The organism is uncultured Methanospirillum sp. (assembly GCF_963668415.2).
Lineage (GTDB): Archaea > Halobacteriota > Methanomicrobia > Methanomicrobiales > Methanospirillaceae > Methanospirillum.
The window spans coordinates 1,120,784-1,142,472 of record NZ_CAXXDL010000001.1 but is presented as its reverse complement, the minus strand read 5'-3'; the positions used below and the strand labels follow the sequence as shown (position 1 = coordinate 1,142,472).

The 21,689-nt window shown below is 43.3% G+C and carries 14 protein-coding genes; 5 read left to right on the top strand and 9 right to left on the bottom strand.

Going from position 1 to position 21,689, the window contains the following annotated elements; genetic code table 11:
- Nucleotides 1-2: 2 nt before the first annotated feature.
- The 4 genes from ACHZA2_RS05210 to ACHZA2_RS05195 all read right to left on the bottom strand — a co-directional run bounded on the left by ACHZA2_RS05210 (nt 3) and on the right by ACHZA2_RS05195 (nt 3,740).
- Nucleotides 3-815 carry an ABC transporter ATP-binding protein gene (locus ACHZA2_RS05210; RefSeq protein ID WP_319578826.1) on the bottom strand — a complete coding sequence of 271 codons (813 nt, stop codon included), beginning with the start codon at nt 813-815 and terminating at the stop codon, nt 3-5.
- Between the two features lie 10 nt (nt 816-825).
- Complete coding sequence (locus tag ACHZA2_RS05205) at nt 826-1,911, bottom strand: iron ABC transporter permease (protein WP_319578825.1); 1,086 nt, start codon at nt 1,909-1,911, stop codon at nt 826-828.
- Nucleotides 1,912-2,055: 144 nt separating this feature from the next.
- Nucleotides 2,056-2,787 (bottom strand): ABC transporter permease, encoded by a 732-nt coding sequence (locus ACHZA2_RS05200; RefSeq protein ID WP_319578824.1) that lies wholly within the window; start codon nt 2,785-2,787, stop codon nt 2,056-2,058.
- On the bottom strand, nt 2,784-3,740 hold the full coding sequence (locus ACHZA2_RS05195; protein ID WP_319578823.1) for an ATP-binding cassette domain-containing protein: 957 nt from the start codon (nt 3,738-3,740) through the stop codon (nt 2,784-2,786). Before ACHZA2_RS05195 ends, ACHZA2_RS05200 begins: the two co-directional genes overlap by 4 nt.
- Nucleotides 3,741-3,881: 141 nt before the next feature.
- On the opposite strand from ACHZA2_RS05195, the gene cobN (ACHZA2_RS05190) reads away from it, so the two are divergent.
- From cobN (ACHZA2_RS05190) to ACHZA2_RS05180, 3 genes are all read left to right on the top strand, one after another.
- A complete protein-coding gene (cobN, locus tag ACHZA2_RS05190; RefSeq protein ID WP_319578822.1) occupies nt 3,882-7,715 on the top strand; it encodes a cobaltochelatase subunit CobN in 3,834 nt (1,277 codons plus the stop codon).
- Complete coding sequence (locus ACHZA2_RS05185; protein WP_319578821.1) at nt 7,716-8,858, top strand: ABC transporter substrate-binding protein; 1,143 nt, start codon at nt 7,716-7,718, stop codon at nt 8,856-8,858.
- 207 nt (nt 8,859-9,065) lie between these two features.
- Nucleotides 9,066-9,932: an ABC transporter substrate-binding protein gene (locus ACHZA2_RS05180; RefSeq protein ID WP_319578820.1), complete on the top strand. Its 867-nt coding sequence runs from the start codon at nt 9,066-9,068 to the stop codon at nt 9,930-9,932.
- A 330-nt stretch (nt 9,933-10,262) separates the two neighbouring features.
- Here the strand turns inward: ACHZA2_RS05180 and ACHZA2_RS05175 are convergent, their stop codons facing one another.
- Genes ACHZA2_RS05175 through ACHZA2_RS05160 form a run of 4 tightly spaced genes read right to left on the bottom strand, consistent with a single transcriptional unit; the run spans nt 10,263 to nt 13,056 of the window.
- On the bottom strand, nt 10,263-10,955 hold the full coding sequence (locus tag ACHZA2_RS05175; protein WP_319578819.1) for a type IV pilin N-terminal domain-containing protein: 693 nt from the start codon (nt 10,953-10,955) through the stop codon (nt 10,263-10,265).
- Nucleotides 10,956-10,958: 3 nt separating this feature from the next.
- Nucleotides 10,959-11,666, bottom strand: coding sequence for a type IV pilin N-terminal domain-containing protein (locus ACHZA2_RS05170; RefSeq protein ID WP_319578818.1), 708 nt, complete (start codon nt 11,664-11,666; stop codon nt 10,959-10,961).
- A 5-nt stretch (nt 11,667-11,671) separates the two neighbouring features.
- Nucleotides 11,672-12,373, bottom strand: coding sequence for a type IV pilin N-terminal domain-containing protein (locus tag ACHZA2_RS05165; RefSeq protein WP_319578817.1), 702 nt, complete (start codon nt 12,371-12,373; stop codon nt 11,672-11,674).
- A 5-nt stretch (nt 12,374-12,378) separates the two neighbouring features.
- The gene (locus ACHZA2_RS05160) at nt 12,379-13,056 is read right to left on the bottom strand and encodes a type IV pilin N-terminal domain-containing protein (RefSeq protein ID WP_319578816.1); all 678 of its coding nucleotides are present in this window, start codon (nt 13,054-13,056) and stop codon (nt 12,379-12,381) included.
- 772 nt (nt 13,057-13,828) lie between these two features.
- Here ACHZA2_RS05160 and cobN (ACHZA2_RS05155) point away from each other — a divergent pair.
- Together cobN (ACHZA2_RS05155) and ACHZA2_RS05150 are read left to right on the top strand one after the other, a co-directional pair.
- A complete protein-coding gene (gene cobN, locus ACHZA2_RS05155; protein ID WP_319578815.1) occupies nt 13,829-17,659 on the top strand; it encodes a cobaltochelatase subunit CobN in 3,831 nt (1,276 codons plus the stop codon).
- A gap of 212 nt (nt 17,660-17,871) precedes the next feature.
- The gene (locus tag ACHZA2_RS05150) at nt 17,872-18,870 is read left to right on the top strand and encodes an ABC transporter substrate-binding protein (protein WP_319578814.1); all 999 of its coding nucleotides are present in this window, start codon (nt 17,872-17,874) and stop codon (nt 18,868-18,870) included.
- A 2,245-nt stretch (nt 18,871-21,115) separates the two neighbouring features.
- Here ACHZA2_RS05150 and ACHZA2_RS05145 read toward each other — a convergent pair.
- Nucleotides 21,116-21,574: a hypothetical protein gene (locus ACHZA2_RS05145; protein ID WP_319578813.1), complete on the bottom strand. Its 459-nt coding sequence runs from the start codon at nt 21,572-21,574 to the stop codon at nt 21,116-21,118.
- Nucleotides 21,575-21,689 lie beyond the last annotated feature (115 nt).

Below are 21,689 nucleotides of genomic sequence, written 5' to 3'. Positions count from 1 at the left end.
CATTATTCCCGTGCTGAACTCATTTCAGGACATGAATGCTGTTCTGTGGGGTTGTTCCAGACAGGGAGGACATATCTGCCGGAACCGGTTGTGACAAACTGCATCGGAACGCCATATACCGAGATGATATTCTCCTCGGTCATGACCTCTTCTGCTGATCCGATACTTACAATCCTTCCTTTATCGATGAGCATAACCCGGTCTGCATAATGGTACGCGAAGTTAAGATCATGCACTGCGACAAGGATTGATTTGGAATGCTGCTCAGAGAGCTCCCTGATCATTGAGAAGACATCAATCTGGTGTCTGATGTCTAGAGCACTTGTCGGCTCATCAAAGAGGAAGATCTCCGGCTCCTGTGCAATTGCTCTGGCGATAAAGACCCGCTGCCGTTCCCCCCCAGAGAGTTCGGTGAGCATCTTTTCGGCCATTGGGGAGATGGCAAGTCTCTCCATTGCAGCCTGAACTACGTCCAGATCATGCTGTGTAAGAGACCATTCGACATGAGGTCTCCTTCCAAGTATTACAGCCTCAAGTACTGATGCAGAGGTGAGATACTGAAAGTCCTGGGGTACATACCCTATGGTTCGTGCAACCGCATTCCGGGTGTATTCGTCGATATTTTTGCCTTCCAAAAAAACCGAACCACTCTGTTGGCTGATGATACCGGCTAGAGTTTTAATGAGTGTGCTCTTTCCTGATCCATTCGGACCGATGATGCAGAGTACTTCTCCCGGGATGAGGTCGAAGCTGATTGAGTTCAGGATCTGGCATTTTCCGTACCTGACTGATAAATCCCTGACTGTGAGTCTCATGCTGCCTCCATCAGGTGATCACCCGGTGCTGTCCCCGAAGAATGAGGATCATGAAGAAGATCCCTCCTATGATATACATGATCACTCCGACCGGGATCTCGATAGGGTCCATCACCGTTCTGGCTGCAGTATCTGAGATCAAAAGGATGAATGCTCCGAGAAGGGCCGAGCAGGGTATCAGATACCGGTTGTCATTGCCGATGATCATTCTGCCAATATGCGGACCCATAAGGCCGATAAATCCGATTATTCCGGTAAAGGCAAGGCATGCTGAAGAGGCAAGTGTGGCTACAAAGAGGCCTGTCAGTCTGAGCCGGTTGACATTTACTCCCAGATTTTTCGCTACATCGTCTCCTGCAGCAAGTGTATTGAGATCCCAGGCCCGTGACTCTAAATATAGAAAACAGAGCAGGGTGATTGGGGTTACAATCAGTACTGCTCCCCAGTTTGCTCCCCACATACCTCCCATGAGCCAGAGTGTGATCTCCCGAAGTTTCTCATCGTTGGTGAGATACTTCAGAATCATGACTCCGGCTGTGAAGATATACCCGATGACTACCCCGGAGAGGATGAGGGTGGCACTTGACGAGCCTTTCATCCGGGAGATAGCATAGATGAGGAGGATCGAGAGCCATCCGATCAGGAATGCTGAAAGAATAATTGTTCCGTTCTGGTATTGTGTGGGAATGAATGGAAACAGGGCAGGGCCGAAGACGATGGCCATCGCAGCTCCGAACGATGCTGCTGAAGAGAGCCCAAGAGTGAAGGGGCTGACAAGAGGGTTTTTTAGAAGTGCCTGCATGACACAGCCAGCGACTGCAAGACTCATCCCGGTTAGAATCGCTAAAATGACACGAGGCATCCGGAAATCAATCACTACGATCTTTTCTGATTTAGCTCCTTCCAGGGCTGCTGGATCAGTTATCATCTGGTACAGAATAATGAGTATTCGTTCAAACGGGAGATGGAATGATCCTGCATTGAGAGCATAAATGCAAGTGAGAAAAAGGAGGATGAGGAGAGTTATTAATACAATAAATTTTCGTCTTCTTCCAGAAAGAAAGAGGCTTATTGGGTTTTTCTGATATGCGGTCATGCCATGATTCCTATCGATACCGAAACGTTGATTAAAATACGATACTATTTTTGGGTTATGGATTAATACTTTTTTTTATTTAGTCATATGAAATAGAAAAAGTAAAAAATATCGTTTTTAATGTGGGTAATATGAAACTGATAATTAAAGCCTGGTGGTAAATTTTCTAAAAACAACTACACAACAACCAAGAACCCCCCCACATAAACAGCCCATAATAGCAATTTGAGAGTATGGAATAATTCCGGTAGCGATGCTTCTGACAGAATCGATTGCGAAACTAAGTGGATTAAGATGAGCGATTATCCGAAGCCAGTCAGGCATGACATAGTACGGCATCAGGGCACTTGAGGTAAAAAAGAGAGGCATTGATATCAAGGCATTAACTGCCCCATAGGAGTCATATTCTCCGATCATCAGGGCGATGGTGGTTGCAATTGAAGAAAAGAGGACCCCTATTAGGATAAGGATTGCCAATATTGCGAGATACCGGGCAGGGTCGAGGATTGAGCCACCGATAAGGGCTGATATGATCAGGATGATCATTGCCTGTATCAGGCCCCGAGTGGTGATAAACATGATCTTGCCAAAGAGGATACTCTCATGAGGTGCGGGTAGGGCGAGAAATTTGTTGAGAAATCCCAGGATGTTATCATAGAGAAGGAGTGATCCCCCCGCCATTGAGGCGTTGAAAACGGTCATGATGACGATTCCGGGTGTCAGGAAATCAACGTAATTATCGGTGAACCGGATTGGCAGGGCAAGTCCGACAAAGATCAACCAGGCAGCTGGTAGCATGAGTGTTGAAACGACAGCAATCCTCGCCCTGAGCCATCGGGTCATTTCCCGTTCAAAAAAATAATATACTGCGTTCATCGGGTCCTCCTGAGCATAGTCCTGAATTTTACATCATTAAACCGGCCCTTCTCTTCCTGTATGGATACAGATTCCAGAAATACATCATCCAGCCGGGGCTCACGAAGGGAGATAGAATGGAGCTGTAGTCCCTGTCTTCCTATATCAGCAACCAGTTCAGGAATTATTTCGCTTCCAGAATCTGCTAGAAAGAACAGTTCATCACCCTCCTGCTTCTTAAACGAATATCCAGGGGTAATTGTGGGGGTGTATTCTCCAGTTATCCGGGCAATAATGACATCCTTAATGAGATGATTCTTTAAATGAGCCGGAGTTCCTATAGCAACAACCTGCCCTTTATCAAGAATGGCTATCCGATCACAGGCTGCATCTGCTTCTTCTAGGTAATGAGTAGTGACAAAAACGGTCATCCCATTCTTACGAAGACTGTTGATGTGCTCCCAAATTTTTTTCCGGGCAGCTACATCCAGTCCGACGGTGGGTTCATCAAGAAAAAGGACTTCGGGTTCATGTACAAGGGCCTGGGCCAGCTCCAATCTGCGTCTCATACCCCCTGAAAAATTTTTGACCGGTTCATCTGCCCGATCAGAAAGATCCATGACCGCAAGGGCGTCGTCAATACGGTTTTCACGATCTTTCACCCCGTACATTTTTGCATAGAACCTGACATTTTCCCTCCCGGTAAATTTCGCGTCAACTGCCATCTCCTGCGGAACATAACTTATTTTTTCTCTGACTTTTCCTGGATTTTCTCTTATTTCATGTCCGCAGACGAACGCTTTTCCTTCGGTCGGCTCAAGTAGGGTGGTGAGCATCCGGATGGTAGTAGTCTTCCCGGATCCATTCGGTCCCAAAAGGCCGAATATTTCATTTTCAACCTCAAGTGAGAGATCCCGAACAGCACAAAGGGGACCATACCATTTGGTGATATTCTGCAATACTATTGAATTCAATCCGGCTCCACATCCATAATTATACCTATTATGTGGGATAAATGACAAATTAATCATATATGGTATAATCATTTTTTAAAAATGTATTATCAAATCAGTAATTTACCACTATGATCATCTGTAGATGATGGAGATCCGTTCATGACAACACTAGGAATTATTAAGAAAGAGTCGGTTCGTTGTTTGACAGAAGCTGCAAAAGATGTTCAGGAAGATCTTCTCACATATTCCATCACTGCTTCAACTCTGTCGGCTGAACAGGAGGATGGAATTCTGGAAGCGTGCAGAAATGCATCAGCGATAATAATTGAGAGAGGAGTTCAATTCAGAAGTCCTGATATAGAGTCAGAAATACAAGCCCGGGCATCGGTAATTCCAGTTATCCTTATGGGAAGAGGAGACCTTGTATGTTCAAAGTCACTACTATCCCTGGAGCAGCAGGAGATCTGTTCTCAGTATTTTATCAACGGGGGCATTGACAACCTGAAAAGTCTCTTTCTTTATATTCGTAGCCTTAAGGGAGAGATACTATCTGTTCCTCCTCCACAAACCTTTCCCCGACAGGGAATAAACCATCCCCGATATGAAGGTTCATTTCAGACCATTGATGAATATCTTCAGTGGTACCAAGCTCGTGAGGCTGATCTCATTGGAATTCTTATTGACAGGTCATTCTGGGTAAATGGCAATCTTGCGGTTGAAAATACCCTGATTGAGTGTCTTGAGCATCGGGGTATCAACGTCATTCCTGCTTTTACCGATTCTTTCTGCGATCCTGGATTGGGGGCAATCGGCCTTCAGGAGACAATTCTTCGATATTTTGTTCAAGACGATGAGCCCAGGGTTTGTGGAATCATCAAATTAATCTCACCGGTGACTGACCCGGTAACCCCGGTTGATGAGGCTAAAGAGCCGTTCATTAGGAGTCTCGACCTGATTAAATCAATGAATATCCCGGTTTTTCAGCCAGTGGTCTCCTATTATCAGTCGTTGGAAGAGTGGAAGGATCTAAAAGGGCTGACAGATGATGTTCCATGGGCTGTGTCTCTTCCAGAATACGAAGGGGTCATTGAACCGGTCATGATCGGTTCCAATTTTGAGAGACCTGATTCTGATGGGACCCGGGTTGCTATTCCGGAACGATGTGAGCGGGTGGCAGATCGGATATCGCGATGGATTCGCCTGGCTAAGAAAGAGAAGGCTGATCGTCGTGTTGTATTCATGCTCAATAACAGCCCGTGCCATGGGGTTGAGGCAACAGTCGGGAGTGCATCCCATATGAACGGTCTGCAGAGTATGGTTCAGATCCTGAACCGGATGAAGATAGAAGGTTACACTATAACTGATATTCCGGAGGATGGACAGGCTCTGGTAGATCTTATACTCGAGCGTCGGGCTCTCTGTGAATTCAGATGGACAACTGTTGAAGATATCATAGCCAAAGGAGGGGCCATTGCCCGAATCACTCCGGAAGAGTATCACAAGTGGTATGACACACTGGACCTCGTTTTCAGAGAGAAGGTCGAGAGTGTCTGGGGTCAGCCGCCAGGTGAAGGAATGGTGTATGACGGGACCCTGCTCATCACCGGAATACAACTCGGAAACATTCTCATCTGTTGCCAGCCTAAACGTGGATGTTACGGGCCGAAATGTGACGGGAAAGTCTGCAAGATCTTGCATGATCCCTACTGCCCACCTCCACATCAGTACCTGGCTACCTATCATTATCTGGAAGATGAATTTGACGCTGATCTCCTGGTTCATCTCGGCACTCATGGCAGTCTTGAACTGACTCCAGGTAATGGAGTTGGAATGTCCAGGGGTTGTTCTCCTGATGTTTGTATCGGTACTAAACCCTATCTGTACATCTATAATGCCAATAATCCTCCAGAAGGAGCCCTTTCAAAAAGAAGGACTTATGCAACGCTGATTGATTACATGCTCTCGGTAATGGATCAATCTTCGCTGTATGAGAAACTCGAAGAATTGGATGAATTACTCACCGAATATGAGACATCCAGGGCAGATCATGCACGTAAACACGCCATTGAACATCAGGTCAGAGATCTGGTTCACGGAATAAATTTTGACATTGATATGCATCTGGAACCGACTGATTCATTTGAGGTTCTTAAAGGTAAAGCACATGAGGCACTCTCTAAAATCAGAAATACTCAGATAATCAGGGATGTTCATATTTTTGGGGAGATTCCAGAGGGTGAGAGCAGGATTGAATTTATCAATAATATTCTCAGGTTTGATATTGGAGTCCTCTGCATACGAAGGGTAATTGCTACCATCCTGGGATATGATTTTGATGATCTGTATGAGCATCAGGATGGGTTCTGTTCTGCTTCCGGGAAATCAAACGGGACAATCATTGAAGAGTTAGATATCCATGCAAAAGAGTTTATTATCGCTACGCTTGAAGATCCATCATGTTGTCTCTCAGAACTGTATGATCAGTCCCTCACCAAATCCCAGGTAGATCAGTTACATCTGATTCAACTTCGTATCCTCGATATCAATGAACGTCTTGCCCAGTCAAAGGAGATTGATGCTCTACTAAACGGGATGGAGATGGGCCATACACCTCCCGGACCATCTGGATATCTGAGCAGGGGTCAGGATGACATTCTGCCAACTGGGCGAAATTTTTATTGTTCTGATCCCTACCGGACACCGACCAGATCCGCCTGGATGGTAGGGAAAGGGCTTGCAGATTCACTCATTAAGAAATACCAGAAAGAAGAAGGAAAACTACCAGAAAATGTAGGATTCTTCTGGATGGCTATGGATATGATGTGCTGCAACGGTGAGACACTGGCAGAGATGATGTACCTGATCGGGGTTGAACCGGTCTGGAATCCCAGTGGTCAGGTTCGGTCATTTCGGATTATACCTCTTGAAGAACTTGGCAGACCACGGATTGATCTCACCATTGAGATGACTTCCACCCTCCGGGACTGTTACCCTACTACGTATGAACTCATGGATGATGCAATCTCTGCGGTTGCCGCCCTTGATGAGCCGCCGGAGATGAATTATATCAGAAAACATTCCCTGATGAGCATGCCTGATACGAATCAGGACTGGCGGGAATCTACACTTCGGATCTTCAGTAATCCGCCCGGGGTTTATGTGACCGCAGTGGCTCTTGCGGTTCACGCCAGTGCCTGGGAGACTGAAAAAGACCTTGTTGATGTGTTCATGACCACCGGTGGGTATGCGTATGGAAAGTCATATGCCGGGAAACTCAAACCAGAACAGTTTGCCAGAAACCTGTCTACCGTGAATATAACATTTGATAAGACCGGGACAGATTCCTGTGATATTCTCGGTTGTTGCTGCTATTTTGGATATCACGGAGGAATGACCACCGCTGCACGTCACTACAATCCTGATGAGGTCAGGGTATATTATGGAGATACCAGGGAGCCGGATCACCCGTATGTACATGATATGGCTGACGAACTCCGCAGGATGGTCAGAGGGAAAATTCTCAATCCGAAGTGGATCGAGGCAATGAAGAAAGCAGGATATAATGGTGCTGCTTCGATCTCTACCAGAACTGAACATATTATGGGATGGCAGGCATCGATTCGGGAAGTTGATGACTGGGTCTTTGATGAGATCACAAAGACATTTGTGCTTGATCCGGAGATGAAGGAGTTTTTTGAGGAGAAAAACCCGTATGCATTCGAAGAACTGACCCGCAGACTTCTTGAGGCACATCAGCGTGAACTCTGGGATGCAGATCCTGATGTTCTGGAAGGTTTGAAAAATACGTATCTTGAGGTGGAGTCCTGGCTTGAGGATGAGGTGGGAGAAGGAGATCATCAGGGAGGAAATGTGGATATTATCACGGCCCGGGATGTTGATGGGTGGGGGAAGAGTATTAGCGAAATGGCTCAACGGGTAGATAAAAAGATCCTAAACCGGTTTTTGAATGTAGAATCAGGTAAGAGGATTTAATTGATTCCATTTAAACCATTTATACGATTGGGGGTGTTATTCCTCTTAAGAAAAGATGTCATCAGGAGAGAAAAACCGAAGTTCTCCTTAAAACCCCCGGCCGTAACGTGTCTCCTTGTATTATTCTGTATCTGTGTCGTATTCAGTATCGGTTGTGTATCTCATAATCCTCCAGTCAATAATGAAGTTCCATCATCAGGTTTCACAAACATTACTGTAACAGACTCTCTGAATAATACGTATTCTTTTTCAAAGCCAGTGGAAAGAATTGTTGCTCTCAATCTTGACACTATTGAAACACTTATCGTTTTAGGGGCAGGGGATCAGGTAGTTGGTGTTCCACAAAGTATCCTTGAAAAAACTAACCTGAAACAATATCTTCCAAATGCAGTTAACGTTGGTGAATCTGGAAGTCCTAATGTAGAAAAGATTACGGAATTACATCCTGATGTAATTATTCTTATGAATACAGCGGGAGAAACGGAAAAAACTAAATTTTCAATCCTTAATGTTCCAGTTCTCTCCTATAATTGTTATATTTTCTCTGAGCTTCCATCATCGGTAAAAAATCTCGGAATATTAACCGGAAAAAATGAGAATGCTTCTTTGTACCTGACATTTTTTTATCAACAAGATGAGATGATTCAAAACCGGATTACCAGTATAGGTAATGAAAAACAGCCTGACGTGTACCTTGAAATTGGGAGTGAATATACAGCGGCAGGGAAAGAGAGCGGAGGGGATTCATTGTTGTCTCATATGAAAGCCAATAATGTGGCTTCAAATCTCCCTACACAGTGGCCGAAGGTTACTCCTGAATGGGTAGTGAAGACAAATCCTGCATTCATTATTAAGACTGTCCATACCTATGTCGGAGAAGAAAAGGATTTTGTAAAAATATTATCTGATTTGAAATCCCGTGCAGGATTCTCTGAGATTGATGCCTGCAGTCAGAATAGGACCTATGTGATTACCAGTAATTTTTTGTATGGCCCTAAAGGGATTATTGGGCAGGCCTTGCTTGGGAAGATTCTCTATCCTGAAATGTTTAGCGATATTTACCTGGATGATCTGATTAGCAGGTATGAAGGTCTATTTAATGTTAAAATTGACGAGAAAGAGGTAGTATTCCCAAATATTTAATTTTTAAAGGATAAGTGAAACACAATGAACAGACCATTTCGAACAGGGCTTGAAATTCTGGTAATTCTAATCTTCCTGTTAACATCTGTTCTATGCAGATGTGTATCGGAATCACCGAATGGAGGGAATAGGAATCAATCAGATATTGTTGTACATGATGCACTTGGCAATGTCTTGATATTTTCATCTCCCCTACAACGAATTGCTGTGGCCGGGGCTGATATTGCAACGGTTCTCCTGATGATTGGAGCAAAAGATCAAGTGATTGGGGTTGGTGAATCGATTAAGAAAGATCCACAAATATATCCTTATTATCAGGAGATAGAGTCTCTCGGAGATAGTTCAACTCTGAATCCGGAACAACTTGTATCTCTAAACCCTGATCTTCTGTTAGTGTATGCAAGTTCACAACCGTCTAATCTGGAAAATCTGAAAAAGACGGGAGTACCCATCGGATATTTTGACTGCTATAAGCAAAACAGACTTGTTGAAGATATACAGGCACTTGGAATTATTACCGGAAAGAAAGAAAAAGCAGATGAACTGGCTGAGTATATTGATTCGGTGACAACACTCGTAAAAAACAGAGTTGCAAAAATCTCCCCTGATTTACGTCCAAAGGTCTATTTTGAACTCGGAGATTATACCGCTGCTGCCAACCAGTCCGGCGGAGACTGGCTTATCACAACAGCAGGGGGGAGGAATATTGCAGAGAACTCAACGGTTCAATGGGTAAAAGTAACTCCAGAATGGATAATCTCTCAAAACCCTGATATTATTATCAAAAATGGATATTCAGAACCGGGAAAAGATCTTTCGGATATCTATGCTCAGGTTGCGAATCGTTCAGGATTTAATACGATTCAAGCAGTCAACTCCCACCATCTTTATGTTATTTCTTCAGATATGCTCTATGGTGCTCAATCATGTATCGGTCTTTTGTATGTAGCAAAAGTGATTCATCCGGACCTTTTTGCAGATATTGATCCCAATAAGTATCTTGATGAATTTTCACGGAGATATTATCCTGAAGGAAATGCAAGTCCGATTTTGTACCCCCCCATTTTAAAGTAAGCGATCTCAATTTTATTTAAAACCTGATTTTTACCGGGTTTTGAGATGTATAGAGATGAACCGGATGAAAACGGGGCATTGGACTTGAATTATCTTTATTCCACTTCAATCAGAAAATAAATTTAATCCTTACATTATTACATTTGAATCAACGAACTTTAAGTGGGTACACGATCTAAATTATCAATCATTGTAAAGAATAGTTACATTCTCCTTTCAATTTACAATCAGAATCTTGAAAATTATGCCCGGTTGTAGGCACCATATAAGAATTGGATCATCAATCCTTCTATGTCACCTGAACGGAAAAAAGAGATACTTTTTGGAAGATTAGGTCTTTGAGACCGTGAATGGTGGTATATTGATCTTTCCAGATGAAACAACCTTCTTTGATTTTCGGTCAATGATATCGTAAACAAGGTAGTCACCCTCTGTGACACCCAATGATGAAGTAGCTCCATCTACCCGGAAGTCTAGAGATTTGTAATTTGGATATGTTGAGGTCTGTACCATCTTTCCAAAATCAAAGTGCAGGACGAACTTTGTACCTGGCGATATTACACTTGAATTTCGGTCAGGGAATACTTCGATATACCGGATCCAATTCTTCATATTCGGATCCTTTATATTTGCCTTATCTCCTCGTTGAGTCGTTGAAGAATTGGGTGTAAGAGAATTATCTATTAATGCAGTATCTGATGGATATTTCAGTGATGAAACACGGATTTGAACATCACTGACTGGCATCCCTTCTCCACCCTGATTTTCGAAAAGGACATACGCATTTGGTGCTTTGTCAGCAACACAGGTAGCATTCCAATCAGTCCAATCAGTGTCATAAACTTCAGAAACTACAACTTTGGTTGCAGCAATGGAAACAGCAGGAGCTTTACTCTGACCCCCTGCAAGCCCTCCAGCAAATCCGGAAACAACAGCGGCGATAATGATGGTAACCACCAGCATCAGAAGAATACCGATAACTGGAGAAACTGCATCATTAGTCTTAAAAATTAGTCTTTTCATAATTTACCCTTCCATTTGAATCGACTTTTCAAAGATGTACTTCTGACTTGGGATGTCAAGCCATTTCACATCCAGTTTTGTTTTATTAGTGATTGATTGATTCAAGAGTTCAATACCATCATTATACGCGGTTGCATCATAGGGATAGACTTTAGTTGAGTCAATGAGTCCTAAAAATGCTGCAACGCCACTTTTTGTGCTTACACGGACTGCCTGGCCTGTAGAAATCGAAACCTGACCCCACCAGACTGGGGACTCCTGACCCGCAGCGATTTGTGCAGCAGTCAATGATTGTGAGGCAGAAAGCATAGAATCACGGAAGTAAGGGAACCTGGTATATTTGGCAGTTGCGCCTGTTCCAGAGGTTCTTGCTGCAACAGATGTCGGAGTCTGGGTATGTTTGACCACTGTTCCATTAGGTAAAGTTAACCAGGTGATAATCTGAGTATCCTTTGAATTTATCGTATCTCCACCTTTATGGGTAAAAAAGAGATCAAAACCTGTGGTCTCATATCCCACACCATTCGTGACCACGGGGTATTGAGTTTTTATATCAAATGAGGCCTGTGGTGCTTTTTGTTGTGAACCGGCAAGTCCTCCGGCAAAACCACTAACAATGGCAGCGATAATTATCGTCACCACCAACATGAGTAAAACTCCAATTACTGGTGAAACTGCAGAATCTTTGTATAATATTTTTGAATTCATCATTTCACCTATGAAGTGGTCACCGAAAATTCTGGAACATTAATCTGCCCACTTGAGATAACCTTTCCAGTTGGTTTGTCGATAATCTGGTACGTAAGTACATCACCTTCATTGATGACAAATGGGAATAATCCACCTTCATACAACCAGCAGACTGATTTTACTCCGTCAGCATCCTGAGCGGCATAATCTGCATGCATAACAAATTTATCCCCGGGTTTGATGATGCTCTGCTTATCTGGCAATCGCTCTAAATATTTGGACCAACTTTTAGAGAAACCTGATATTAACGATTTGTCTCCAATGGTTCCACCATCCCATGGGTTTGCTAACGGGCTTTTGGCATTAGAAACTGTGCTCTTTTCGTTTGGTTTTTGTAGCGAAGAGAGTTTCATCTCAATATTTCCAAGATTGAATGAATCTCCACCTTTTGATTCAAAAGTTACATAAATATCGGCTGCAGTTCCTGCGTTGGTAGGAACAGGAAATCCGCTTGAACCGTTTGTAGATGTGGGGGCAGTATCTACAGCCCCTTTCACGTCAAATGAGGTAGCCACGATCGATGCCTGGGGAGTTTTTTGCTGATTCCCTACCAAACCTCCGGCAAAACCGCTTACTACCGCGGCAATGATGATGGTAACCACCAGCATAAGCAATATTCCAATTACCGGAGATACTGCTTGTTCTTTCAGATTTAGGCTGTGTTTCATCTTATTCACCCTTGCAGGTTGATCGTTTTATCCAAGATATATTTTCCACTTGGCACATGGAGCATTTTGATCTCAACCGGAGTCTTATTCTCAACACACCCTCTTAGGATTTCCACACCTGCATCGTATGCAGTAGTATCTCCCGGGTATAGGCTGGCTTCTGGTACTAGACCCAGAAATGCTGCAGTCATTCTAATCTGATAGGTTCGGGCAATATCTCCCGGAGCCCAGGTTGCTTTTCCAAACCAGGCCGGGTTTTCATAGCCTGCATCCACCTTTGTGGCACTATCACATGGAAAAGCATATTTCTGATTATCATAGAGATGAGGAACCCGTGAGTACATAGGGTAAGCTCCCCGTTCCACTGTGGAACTGGCACTTTGGATATGTTTTACAACGGTTCCATTGTAAAGGGTAAGGAATGTTATCAGTTGGCAATCCTTCGTGTTGATGAGATCTCCACCATTATGGGAAAAGGAGATATCATATTGATTAGTAGCAGTGGTACCATCATCATTTACCCCATACCCGAATTTTACATCAATACTTGCTTGAGGTGCTTTTTGTTGCGACCCAGCAAGTCCCCCAGCAAATCCGCTGACTACGGCAGCGATGATTATTGTCACCACCAACATCAGTAAAACACCGATAACTGGTGATACTGCACTTTCCTTCTTATTCATAAGTTTCCCTTCATGTAACCCTCAAGTAAATCCAAGGAGAGTTGTACTTAGTATGATGTTATGTTAATTTTAAGTAATCGATAATACGAAAATAAGATTATGATGCAACTTTGCACAAACTTAAATAATATTTATGAATAAACTAATCCGCGACAATATTTTTCCTTCAAATATTCTCAATTAAATAATTTTTGAATGATATGTGTGGTATGACGCATACGGAATTCAATATTATTCACACAAAACATGTACAAAATAATCATTAATATGGTATATGCAGTCCGTGGCGTTTTTCTAAAAATATAATCTGGCCAATTATCTTGCCGTATCCCTCCAAAGGCTATTGTAAGTCGATTCTGGGGTGATAATTAATTTTGTTACGTGGTATAACCGGGTAAAACAGTTGAAGAGGCAAATCAATCACTGAATCTCATACCTCAAATGATGAACACATCTATTGGAAAAACAAGAGATCTATTTATTATATGTCATTAATCTCTAGAACCCGGGACAATTGCCGGATTTCTAACTCTGGGTGAAAATATATTCTTAAATTTTTCAGATATTAATCCCCGATAACTCACCTATTGGATATAATAAAGGTTCTTCGACATTACCAACAGGACTAGACAGTACTATTATTTATTGGCATCATATATAACAAACCAATTTTCGAGCTCTAATAATTTTTATTCTGTTTGTTTACGAATTACTATAAAACAAAAAATCGTACTAATAAATAGTTGAATAACCTAATTTGATTCTAATAATTATGACGATTCTTCTCATTCTTCGAAAACGAAATGCTCCGGTCATTCTAGAAGCGATAGCAAAAACAGAAATATCCTGCATAATTCATACCGAAAGACTTGAAAATATGGATGATGCAAAAAGAGCAGACTTTTTAGATACTATCCGTCAGGCAGAAGCAATCATCATAGAATCAGGACTGGTATCCATTGACAAGACGATTGAAACTGCGATAATGAGCCGGTATCATCAGATCCCGGTACTCATTTTAGGAGCCTCCATCCAACCAACTCCGGATTCAATCCTGACTTCAGTTCAACAGGAATTATGTAACCAGTACTTTATCTATGGAGGCCCTGAAAACCTCTCACTATTGCTGAGATATCTTCAGGCTCTTGCAACCCATGCAGAAGAAACAATTCCTTCCCCGATTCCAGTACCACGCCAGAGAATCTGGCATCCTGAAGATGAGCAGGTATTCCGGTCCTATGAACAGTACTCCGTGATGCTGAAAGGAGAAACAAGGGGTACTATTGGTCTTCTCATTGATCACTGTCACTGGGCATCCGGGAATCTGGCAGTGGAACGAGTGCTCATTCAATCTCTAGAAGATCAGAATCTCCGGGTAATTCCGGTTTTCACCGATGCACTGACCGATCCATCGTATGGTTCTATCGGAATCAAAGAGAGTATAACGGAATTCTTACTGGATGGAGAGACTCCCCGGGTGGATGCAATAATAAATCTCCTTTCTGTTGTAACAGATCCATTCGATCCGGTGGATGAACGACGTGAACCGTTCAGGATGAGTAAAGATCTGATAAAGGAGATCAACATCCCGGTATTCCAGCCCATCGCCGCGTTTCACCAGTCATTAGAAGAATGGAGAGCACTGAAAGGTCTTGTTGATGATGTCCCCTGGGCCGTTTCACTCCCTGAATATGATGGTGTAATCGAACCTGTGATGATCGGAACAACCTTTGAAAAGAAGGGGGATGATGGAACCCGTATTGCCATCCCGGAACGATGTGATCGAGTGGCCCGTCGTATTAGCAGGTGGGTCCGCCTGAAAAACACCCCAAAATCAGAACGAAAAGTCGTGTTCATGCTGAACAACAATCCCTGTCACGGGGTTGAAGCAACTGTTGGCGGGGCAGGGCATATGAATGGCCTTGAAAGCATGGTCAAACTGCTACGACGGCTTGCTGATGAAGGGTATACCGTTACTGATATTCCAGAGGACGGGCAGGCGTTGATCAAGATGATCCTTGAACGGCGGGCATTCTGCGAATTTAGGTGGACCACCGTCGAGGACATCGTGGTGAAAGGGGGAGCCATCGCCCAGATAACACCTGAAGAGTACCATACATGGTATGACACTCTTAACCCTGAATTCAGGGAGAAGGTAGAATCACTCTGGGGAGTTCCTCCAGGCCTCGGGATGGTCCATGATGGAAAGATGCTCATCACCGGCATAAGGTTTGGAAACGCTCTTGTCTGCTGTCAGCCTAAAAGGGGATGTTACGGGCCGAAGTGCGATGGAAAGGTATGCAAGATCCTCCATGATCCACTCTGTCCTCCTCCTCACCAATACCTGGCAACATACCACTATATCCAGGAGGATTTCAATGCTGATGTTTTGATCCATGTCGGCACTCACGGAACCCTTGAACTGACTCCCGGAAAAGGTGTGGGGATGTCATCTGCATGTTCTCCTGATGTCTGCATCGGAGATATCCCGTACCTCTATATCTACTGTTCAAACAATCCACCCGAAGGGGCACTCGCAAAACGCAGGACCTATGCGACGCTGATTGATTACATGCTCTCCGTGATGGATCATTCACAATTGTACGAACGGCTTGAGGATCTGGAGAACATGCTCGTCGAATATGAGACAGTTTCAGAGAATCCGGCACGACGGCATGCCATTGAACACATGGTCAGGGATCTGGTGAAAGAGATCAACCTGGACAGTGATATGCACCTGTCAGAGACTGACTCGTTTGATGTGTTGAAAGGAAAAGCCCACGAAGTCCTTTCGAAGATCAGAAATACCCAGATAGGCAGGGCATCGCACATTTTTGGAGAAATACCAGAGGAAGAATCCCTGGTCGAGTTCGTCAATAATATCGTCAGGTTCGATATCGGTGATATGTGCATCCGCCGGGTGATTGCTGAAAACCTCGGACTTGACTTTGATGAACTCCTTGGTCACCAGGACCAGTTTTCACACAAATATGGAAAGTCCTACGGTGCACTCATCGAGGATCTGGATGAACGTGCCAAGGATTTCATCAGGATGACAATCGAAGATCCGGGTTCGGATCTTCGGACTGTCTTTGAAAAACCCCTGTCAAAAGATCAGGCAGATAAATTCAGGCTGATTCAGATGCGGATCCTGGACATTCATGAACGCCTTGAACAATCAAAAGAGATAGAAGCGCTCCTGAACGGGATGGAGATGGGTCATACGCCCCCGGGACCATCGGGATACCTCAGCAGGGGACAGGATGAGATCCTTCCCACCGGCAGGAACTTCTACACCACAGATCCGTACAAGACACCAACCAAGTCAGCCTGGATTGTAGGTAAAAACCTGGCAAATTCCCTGCTTGATCGGTACATGAAAGAAGAGGGAAGACTTCCCGAGAATGTCGGGTACTTCTGGATGGCGATGGACATGATGTGCTCTGACGGTGAGGGGTTCGCCCAACTCTTCCACCTTATCGGAGTAGAACCGGTCTGGAATGCTGCCGGCCAGGTAAAAACATTCAGAATTGTTCCTCTTGAAGAATTGAAGCGGCCCAGAATTGATCTCACCATTGAAATTACCTCTACACTGCGGGATTGTTATCCGACCAGCTATGAACTGATGGATGAAGCCATCCGTACTGTTGCTTCATTGGATGAGCCAATTGAGATGAACTATATCAGGAAACATGCCCTGATGGCACAGGAGCATACCGGAGATGACTGGCGAAATGCGACTCTGCGTATCTTTTCCAATCCACCAGGTGCCTATGTTACCGGCGTCGCCCTTGCAGTCCATGCGAGTGCATGGGAGAATGACAAAGATCTCGTAGATATTTTCATGGCCACCCATGCCTTTGCCTATGGGAAGGAATATGCGGGCAAACTCAAGCCTGAACAGTTTGCCCGAAATCTGGCAACCGTTGACGTGACATTTGACAAGACCGCATCTGATACCTGTGACCTGCTTGGATGCTGCTGTTTCTTTGGCAATCATGGGGGAATGACCCTGGCAGCTCGTCATTTCAACCCGAATGAGGTAAAGTCCTATTATGGAGATACCCGTGAACCGGAGCATGTCTATGTCCATGATATGGCAGATGAGGTCAGACGGGTGATGAGGGCGAAGATGTTCAACCCCAAGTGGATTGAACGGATTAAAAAATCCGGATACCAGGGAGGGACGGCAATCGCAACCCGTACTGAACACCTGATGGGATGGCAGGCTGCAACTGGTGAGATCGATCACTGGATATTTGACGAGATAGCAAGTAAATTTGTCCTAGACCCCGAGATGAAGGAGTTCTTCCAGGAGAAGAATCCGTATGCATTTGAGGAACTGACTCGTCGACTCCTTGAAGCAAATCAGCGTGAGTTATGGGATGCAGATCCTGAAGTCCTCGAAGGATTGAAGAATACGTACCTGGAGGTTGAATCCTGGCTTGAAGATGAGGTCGGTGAAGGAGATCATCAGGGAGGAAATGTCGACATCATCCCAGCCCGGGATGTTGAGGGGTGGGGAGAGTCAATTAAGGCTATTGCTGATAAGATAGACCCGAAGGATCTGTATCACTACCTCTCATTCGGAAGGAATCATTGATTCAAATTCATCTGATATTTTTCCATTGATGTAACTCAGTTAAGAAAAGGGATATTATGAGAACGAAAATCAATTACTCCTCCGATCTGGTTATCAGACCTGATTCATTCACATCCGTACATCGATTATCATCACATTTTTTTGTACCTATCATTTTTGTAATCCTGCTTGTTGCTGGAACTTTTACTTGTGGTTGTCTGGATACTCAATCTGTGCCTGGTACAAATAGTAATGACACAGGGGTGAATTCATCAATCACGATCATTGATGATCTGGGTAGATCAGTTTCATTCACTAAATCGGTCTCACATATCGCGAGTTTAAGTTCTGATGCTACAACGCTCCTCCTGGTAATCGGAGCAGGCAATGCACTCACCGGAGTATCAGGCACACCACTCACGTTCCCCTATATGGCTGAAAAGATGCCAAATGCGACTTTGCTCGGGGGTACCTATGGAACCACTCCGGATGTGGAGCAGATTGTTACCCTGAATCCGGATGTTGTCATTTTGATGACAACGACAAATTCGATCGTTGCCGATAAACTAAACCAAACCCATATTCCCTACATTTATGTGGACGGATATAAACTCGCAGATATTCCCAAAGAAGTTTCATTACTGGGTAAGTTAACCGGACAAACCGAGAATGCTTCAAAATATAATTCATTTTACCAAAAATATCAGGATATAATCAAGGACCGGATAGGATCCACACCGGAATCATTGAGACCCACGGTGTACTATGAAGGTGGAAGTAGTTTTTCCACTGTTGGAAACACGAGTGGAGGGGATTCTCTCATTAAAATGGCGGGAGGAAGAAACATTGCAGGGGATATCAATGTCCCGTGGCCTCAGGTCTCACCCGAATGGGTCATTCAACAGAACCCGGATGTATTTATTAAAATTGCATACCCGGGTAGTCTGAATAATTCAACAATTCAGGATATCCAGGCAGTATGTCTGAATCAAAGTACCCTGTCACCCATAAATGCGATAAAAAACGGGAGGGTATATGTCATCAATCAAAAGATAACCTATAATTCGATTGGGATTGTAGCTCTGATGTATATGGCAAAGGCCATCTATCCGGATAAATTTAGTGATATCGATCCCGGTGAGATGTTATCTGAGTATGATCGTGAATTTCTCCCTGGATCAACGATCGATAATCCATATTACCCGGCATTATCTGATAATAATTCCAAATAATTGTACTCTTTTTTTTAACGGTTTGGAATAATACATGAATGTGCCCAAAAAATATCAGAACGCCTGCATAATTCTCATGAAGATGATTTCTATGGGATATCCACTTCCTACAGTGCCATAATACTGGCTAATGAGATGGATCATACGGTGTAAGATAATCTGAAGTCACATACCTGAAACAAGGGACAATATGATGTGATAATAATTCTAAAAAACCGCATGATGTATCCAATAGACTCCCCTGATGAAAAACGGTATATTCATCAGGTATGAGTGAATAATGTGCAGAATAAGATGTTATCTTTTAGGATTTGATCCTGGTTAAAAAGAAGCCCAAATATCGTTTTTATATGGGGTCTCCAGGCCCATATCTTCATTGCAATTGATAAATACTCCGTATTCAATACGGCGAGTGCTGGCGACCCCTTAGCAAAACGATTAAAACGTGCATATCGAAAATTGAAGCGTAAATTTACAATATTGGACTGACTCGCAGAGGTAATCATATTGAAAATCCTAATTTAGCCATATTTTCGATAACTAAGCCTTTTAATGGAGATTTAGAAAAGATAAAGATCATTACCCTTACCCCCTATCCACCCGGGGTTTCTAACGTATTTTTATCAAATTGATCTCCGTCAATTTGGGGGAGATTTCTTCGATTATCAATATTGCTGTCCTGAAAACCAGTTACACTTATTCATTACCTAAAAAAAATCCAATCCTGGCTAATCTTGTTTAAGGCTGATGAAGTCTGAAGTTCAATGAATTCACTAGTGAGAAGTGCCATAAATATCATAAAAATCGTGAGTTCATTCAATATCTCCAAATAATTCGATTGTAATGGATTATCAAAAAAATATCCAAATAATAATCAACGCAATTATTTTGGAATAAATTATTCCTACAAGAAATTTATGATTATCGGGATTTTTCTCGCCGCAAACGTGTATCCAGATATGCAATGGAATATCCAAGAATGAAGGCTATGAGTATAATTAGAAGGCTATAATACGCAAAGGAAGAATAATGATATAATTTTGGGACACCCTGAAAAACCAGATCCTTATTGATACTCTCCAGTGTATATGGAGCAAAAAAAGATAATCCCAGTGTTTGGAACCAGAAAAAAAGCATGATTCGGGCTCCGGAATTAAAATAGGTATCCGATGTTCCATATCCAGAAATAAGATAAATTGCGGAGCATATCAGGGAAACATATGCTGCATATGCAAGGATCAGTAATCCCCAGATAGGTCCATTCCCACTCAGAAATGAGGATGGGAAAACAAATCCGGGAATAGTATGGATATCCCCGAATAATGTGATCTCATAATCCCGAAGCCGGTTGCTGGTAAGTATCAGGATAGTCAGGATCATGATGATTAGGGTGACCGGGAATACCCCGGCACTTACGGTGAGCCAGTGAGATAACGAGGAAATATGTGAGTGAGATCTATTCTTCCGGTTATTATCCTGATTTCCAGTATATTCACACATGGATTCCTTCGGCTCATCAACAGGTATTCGTGGTAATTTTTCCCAGGAAGGGGTGATGAGATACATGATGATACTGATGATGATTGAATAAAGAAGGATGAGGATTGTAATGCCCCAATAGGTATCGAAATGAAATATAGGGAACGTGTAGGGAAGATAATGGAGGTAAGGACTGAAAATAGCCCAACAAGTAACCGGAAGGAGAAGAATAAGTACCGCTGCATAAATTATCCCTGATACTATTGGATTTCGATCGAGTAACCGGTTTTTCCCCCGGTAAACCATGAAATTTTCATCCATGGTCCGTTTATACAGATCATATTTCATGGAGTAAATCCCGAAAAACAGAAAAAAACCTCCCAATACTTCAAATAACAGGTTTGCTCCTGATGATCTCCCCTCGATGTATATTGTGAAAAAATGAGCATATTCAGGATAATGCACCGGAATGAACTCATTCATGAGCCAAATCAGAATGTAGAAGACCGATACCGAAATCGGAATTAGTATAGCCAGATACTTGAGGAGTTCTATACGTTTGACATGATGTTCCCCTACGTAATTGGTACAGAAATGATTGGCAGGGTCCGGGTTTTCAGGTCCTGATGAATGTATCTGCACCATTGTTTCAGGAATGGGTATTGAATCTCTCTCATTCATAGTGGTTACCTCTCCGTCTCTTGTTATTCAATGATTTTTTAATAGAGAACTGTTTTTTCTGAAATGGATGTCGAAAGTAACCGAACTACATTCCCTCAACTAAGTTAAACTGTGTAGTCGCAACCGCGTCAGTAGTAACGCTTGAGACGCGGACGATATACTCGTCTGGATGAAACCAGTATGTGTCAAGTGTGAAAAACCAGGTATTCAGACCTTCAGTGCCTTTCTGGACCTTGACTGTACCGGTTACACCACAGAACTCACCGCCCTGTGACTTATCGGTGGGTTTGAATGAGGACGAGATTACCTCAACAAATAAATCATTGTCGTCGTATGCCAGGTTGGTGGTGCCAGAAATTTCAACCTTCTCACTATGATGTTTCTGACCGATCGGATTGATGGTTATCTTTGGATCCTCAACGATGAACTGTAGTTTGATGTAGGTGTCATCCACCATGGCGTTGTTGTGTGCTGCAGATACCGGAACTGAAATACATGCACTTACGACAAGCACCATCATTACCACTGCGATTCTTCCGTTCATCACATTTCACCTGTTCTTCATTACTATAGTTCAGATAATTGACACCGCGATCTTGTTTTCCAGAGAATGAAAGGTATTTGAGGCTTCATTCCAGGAAATCGAATTCTTTGAGATG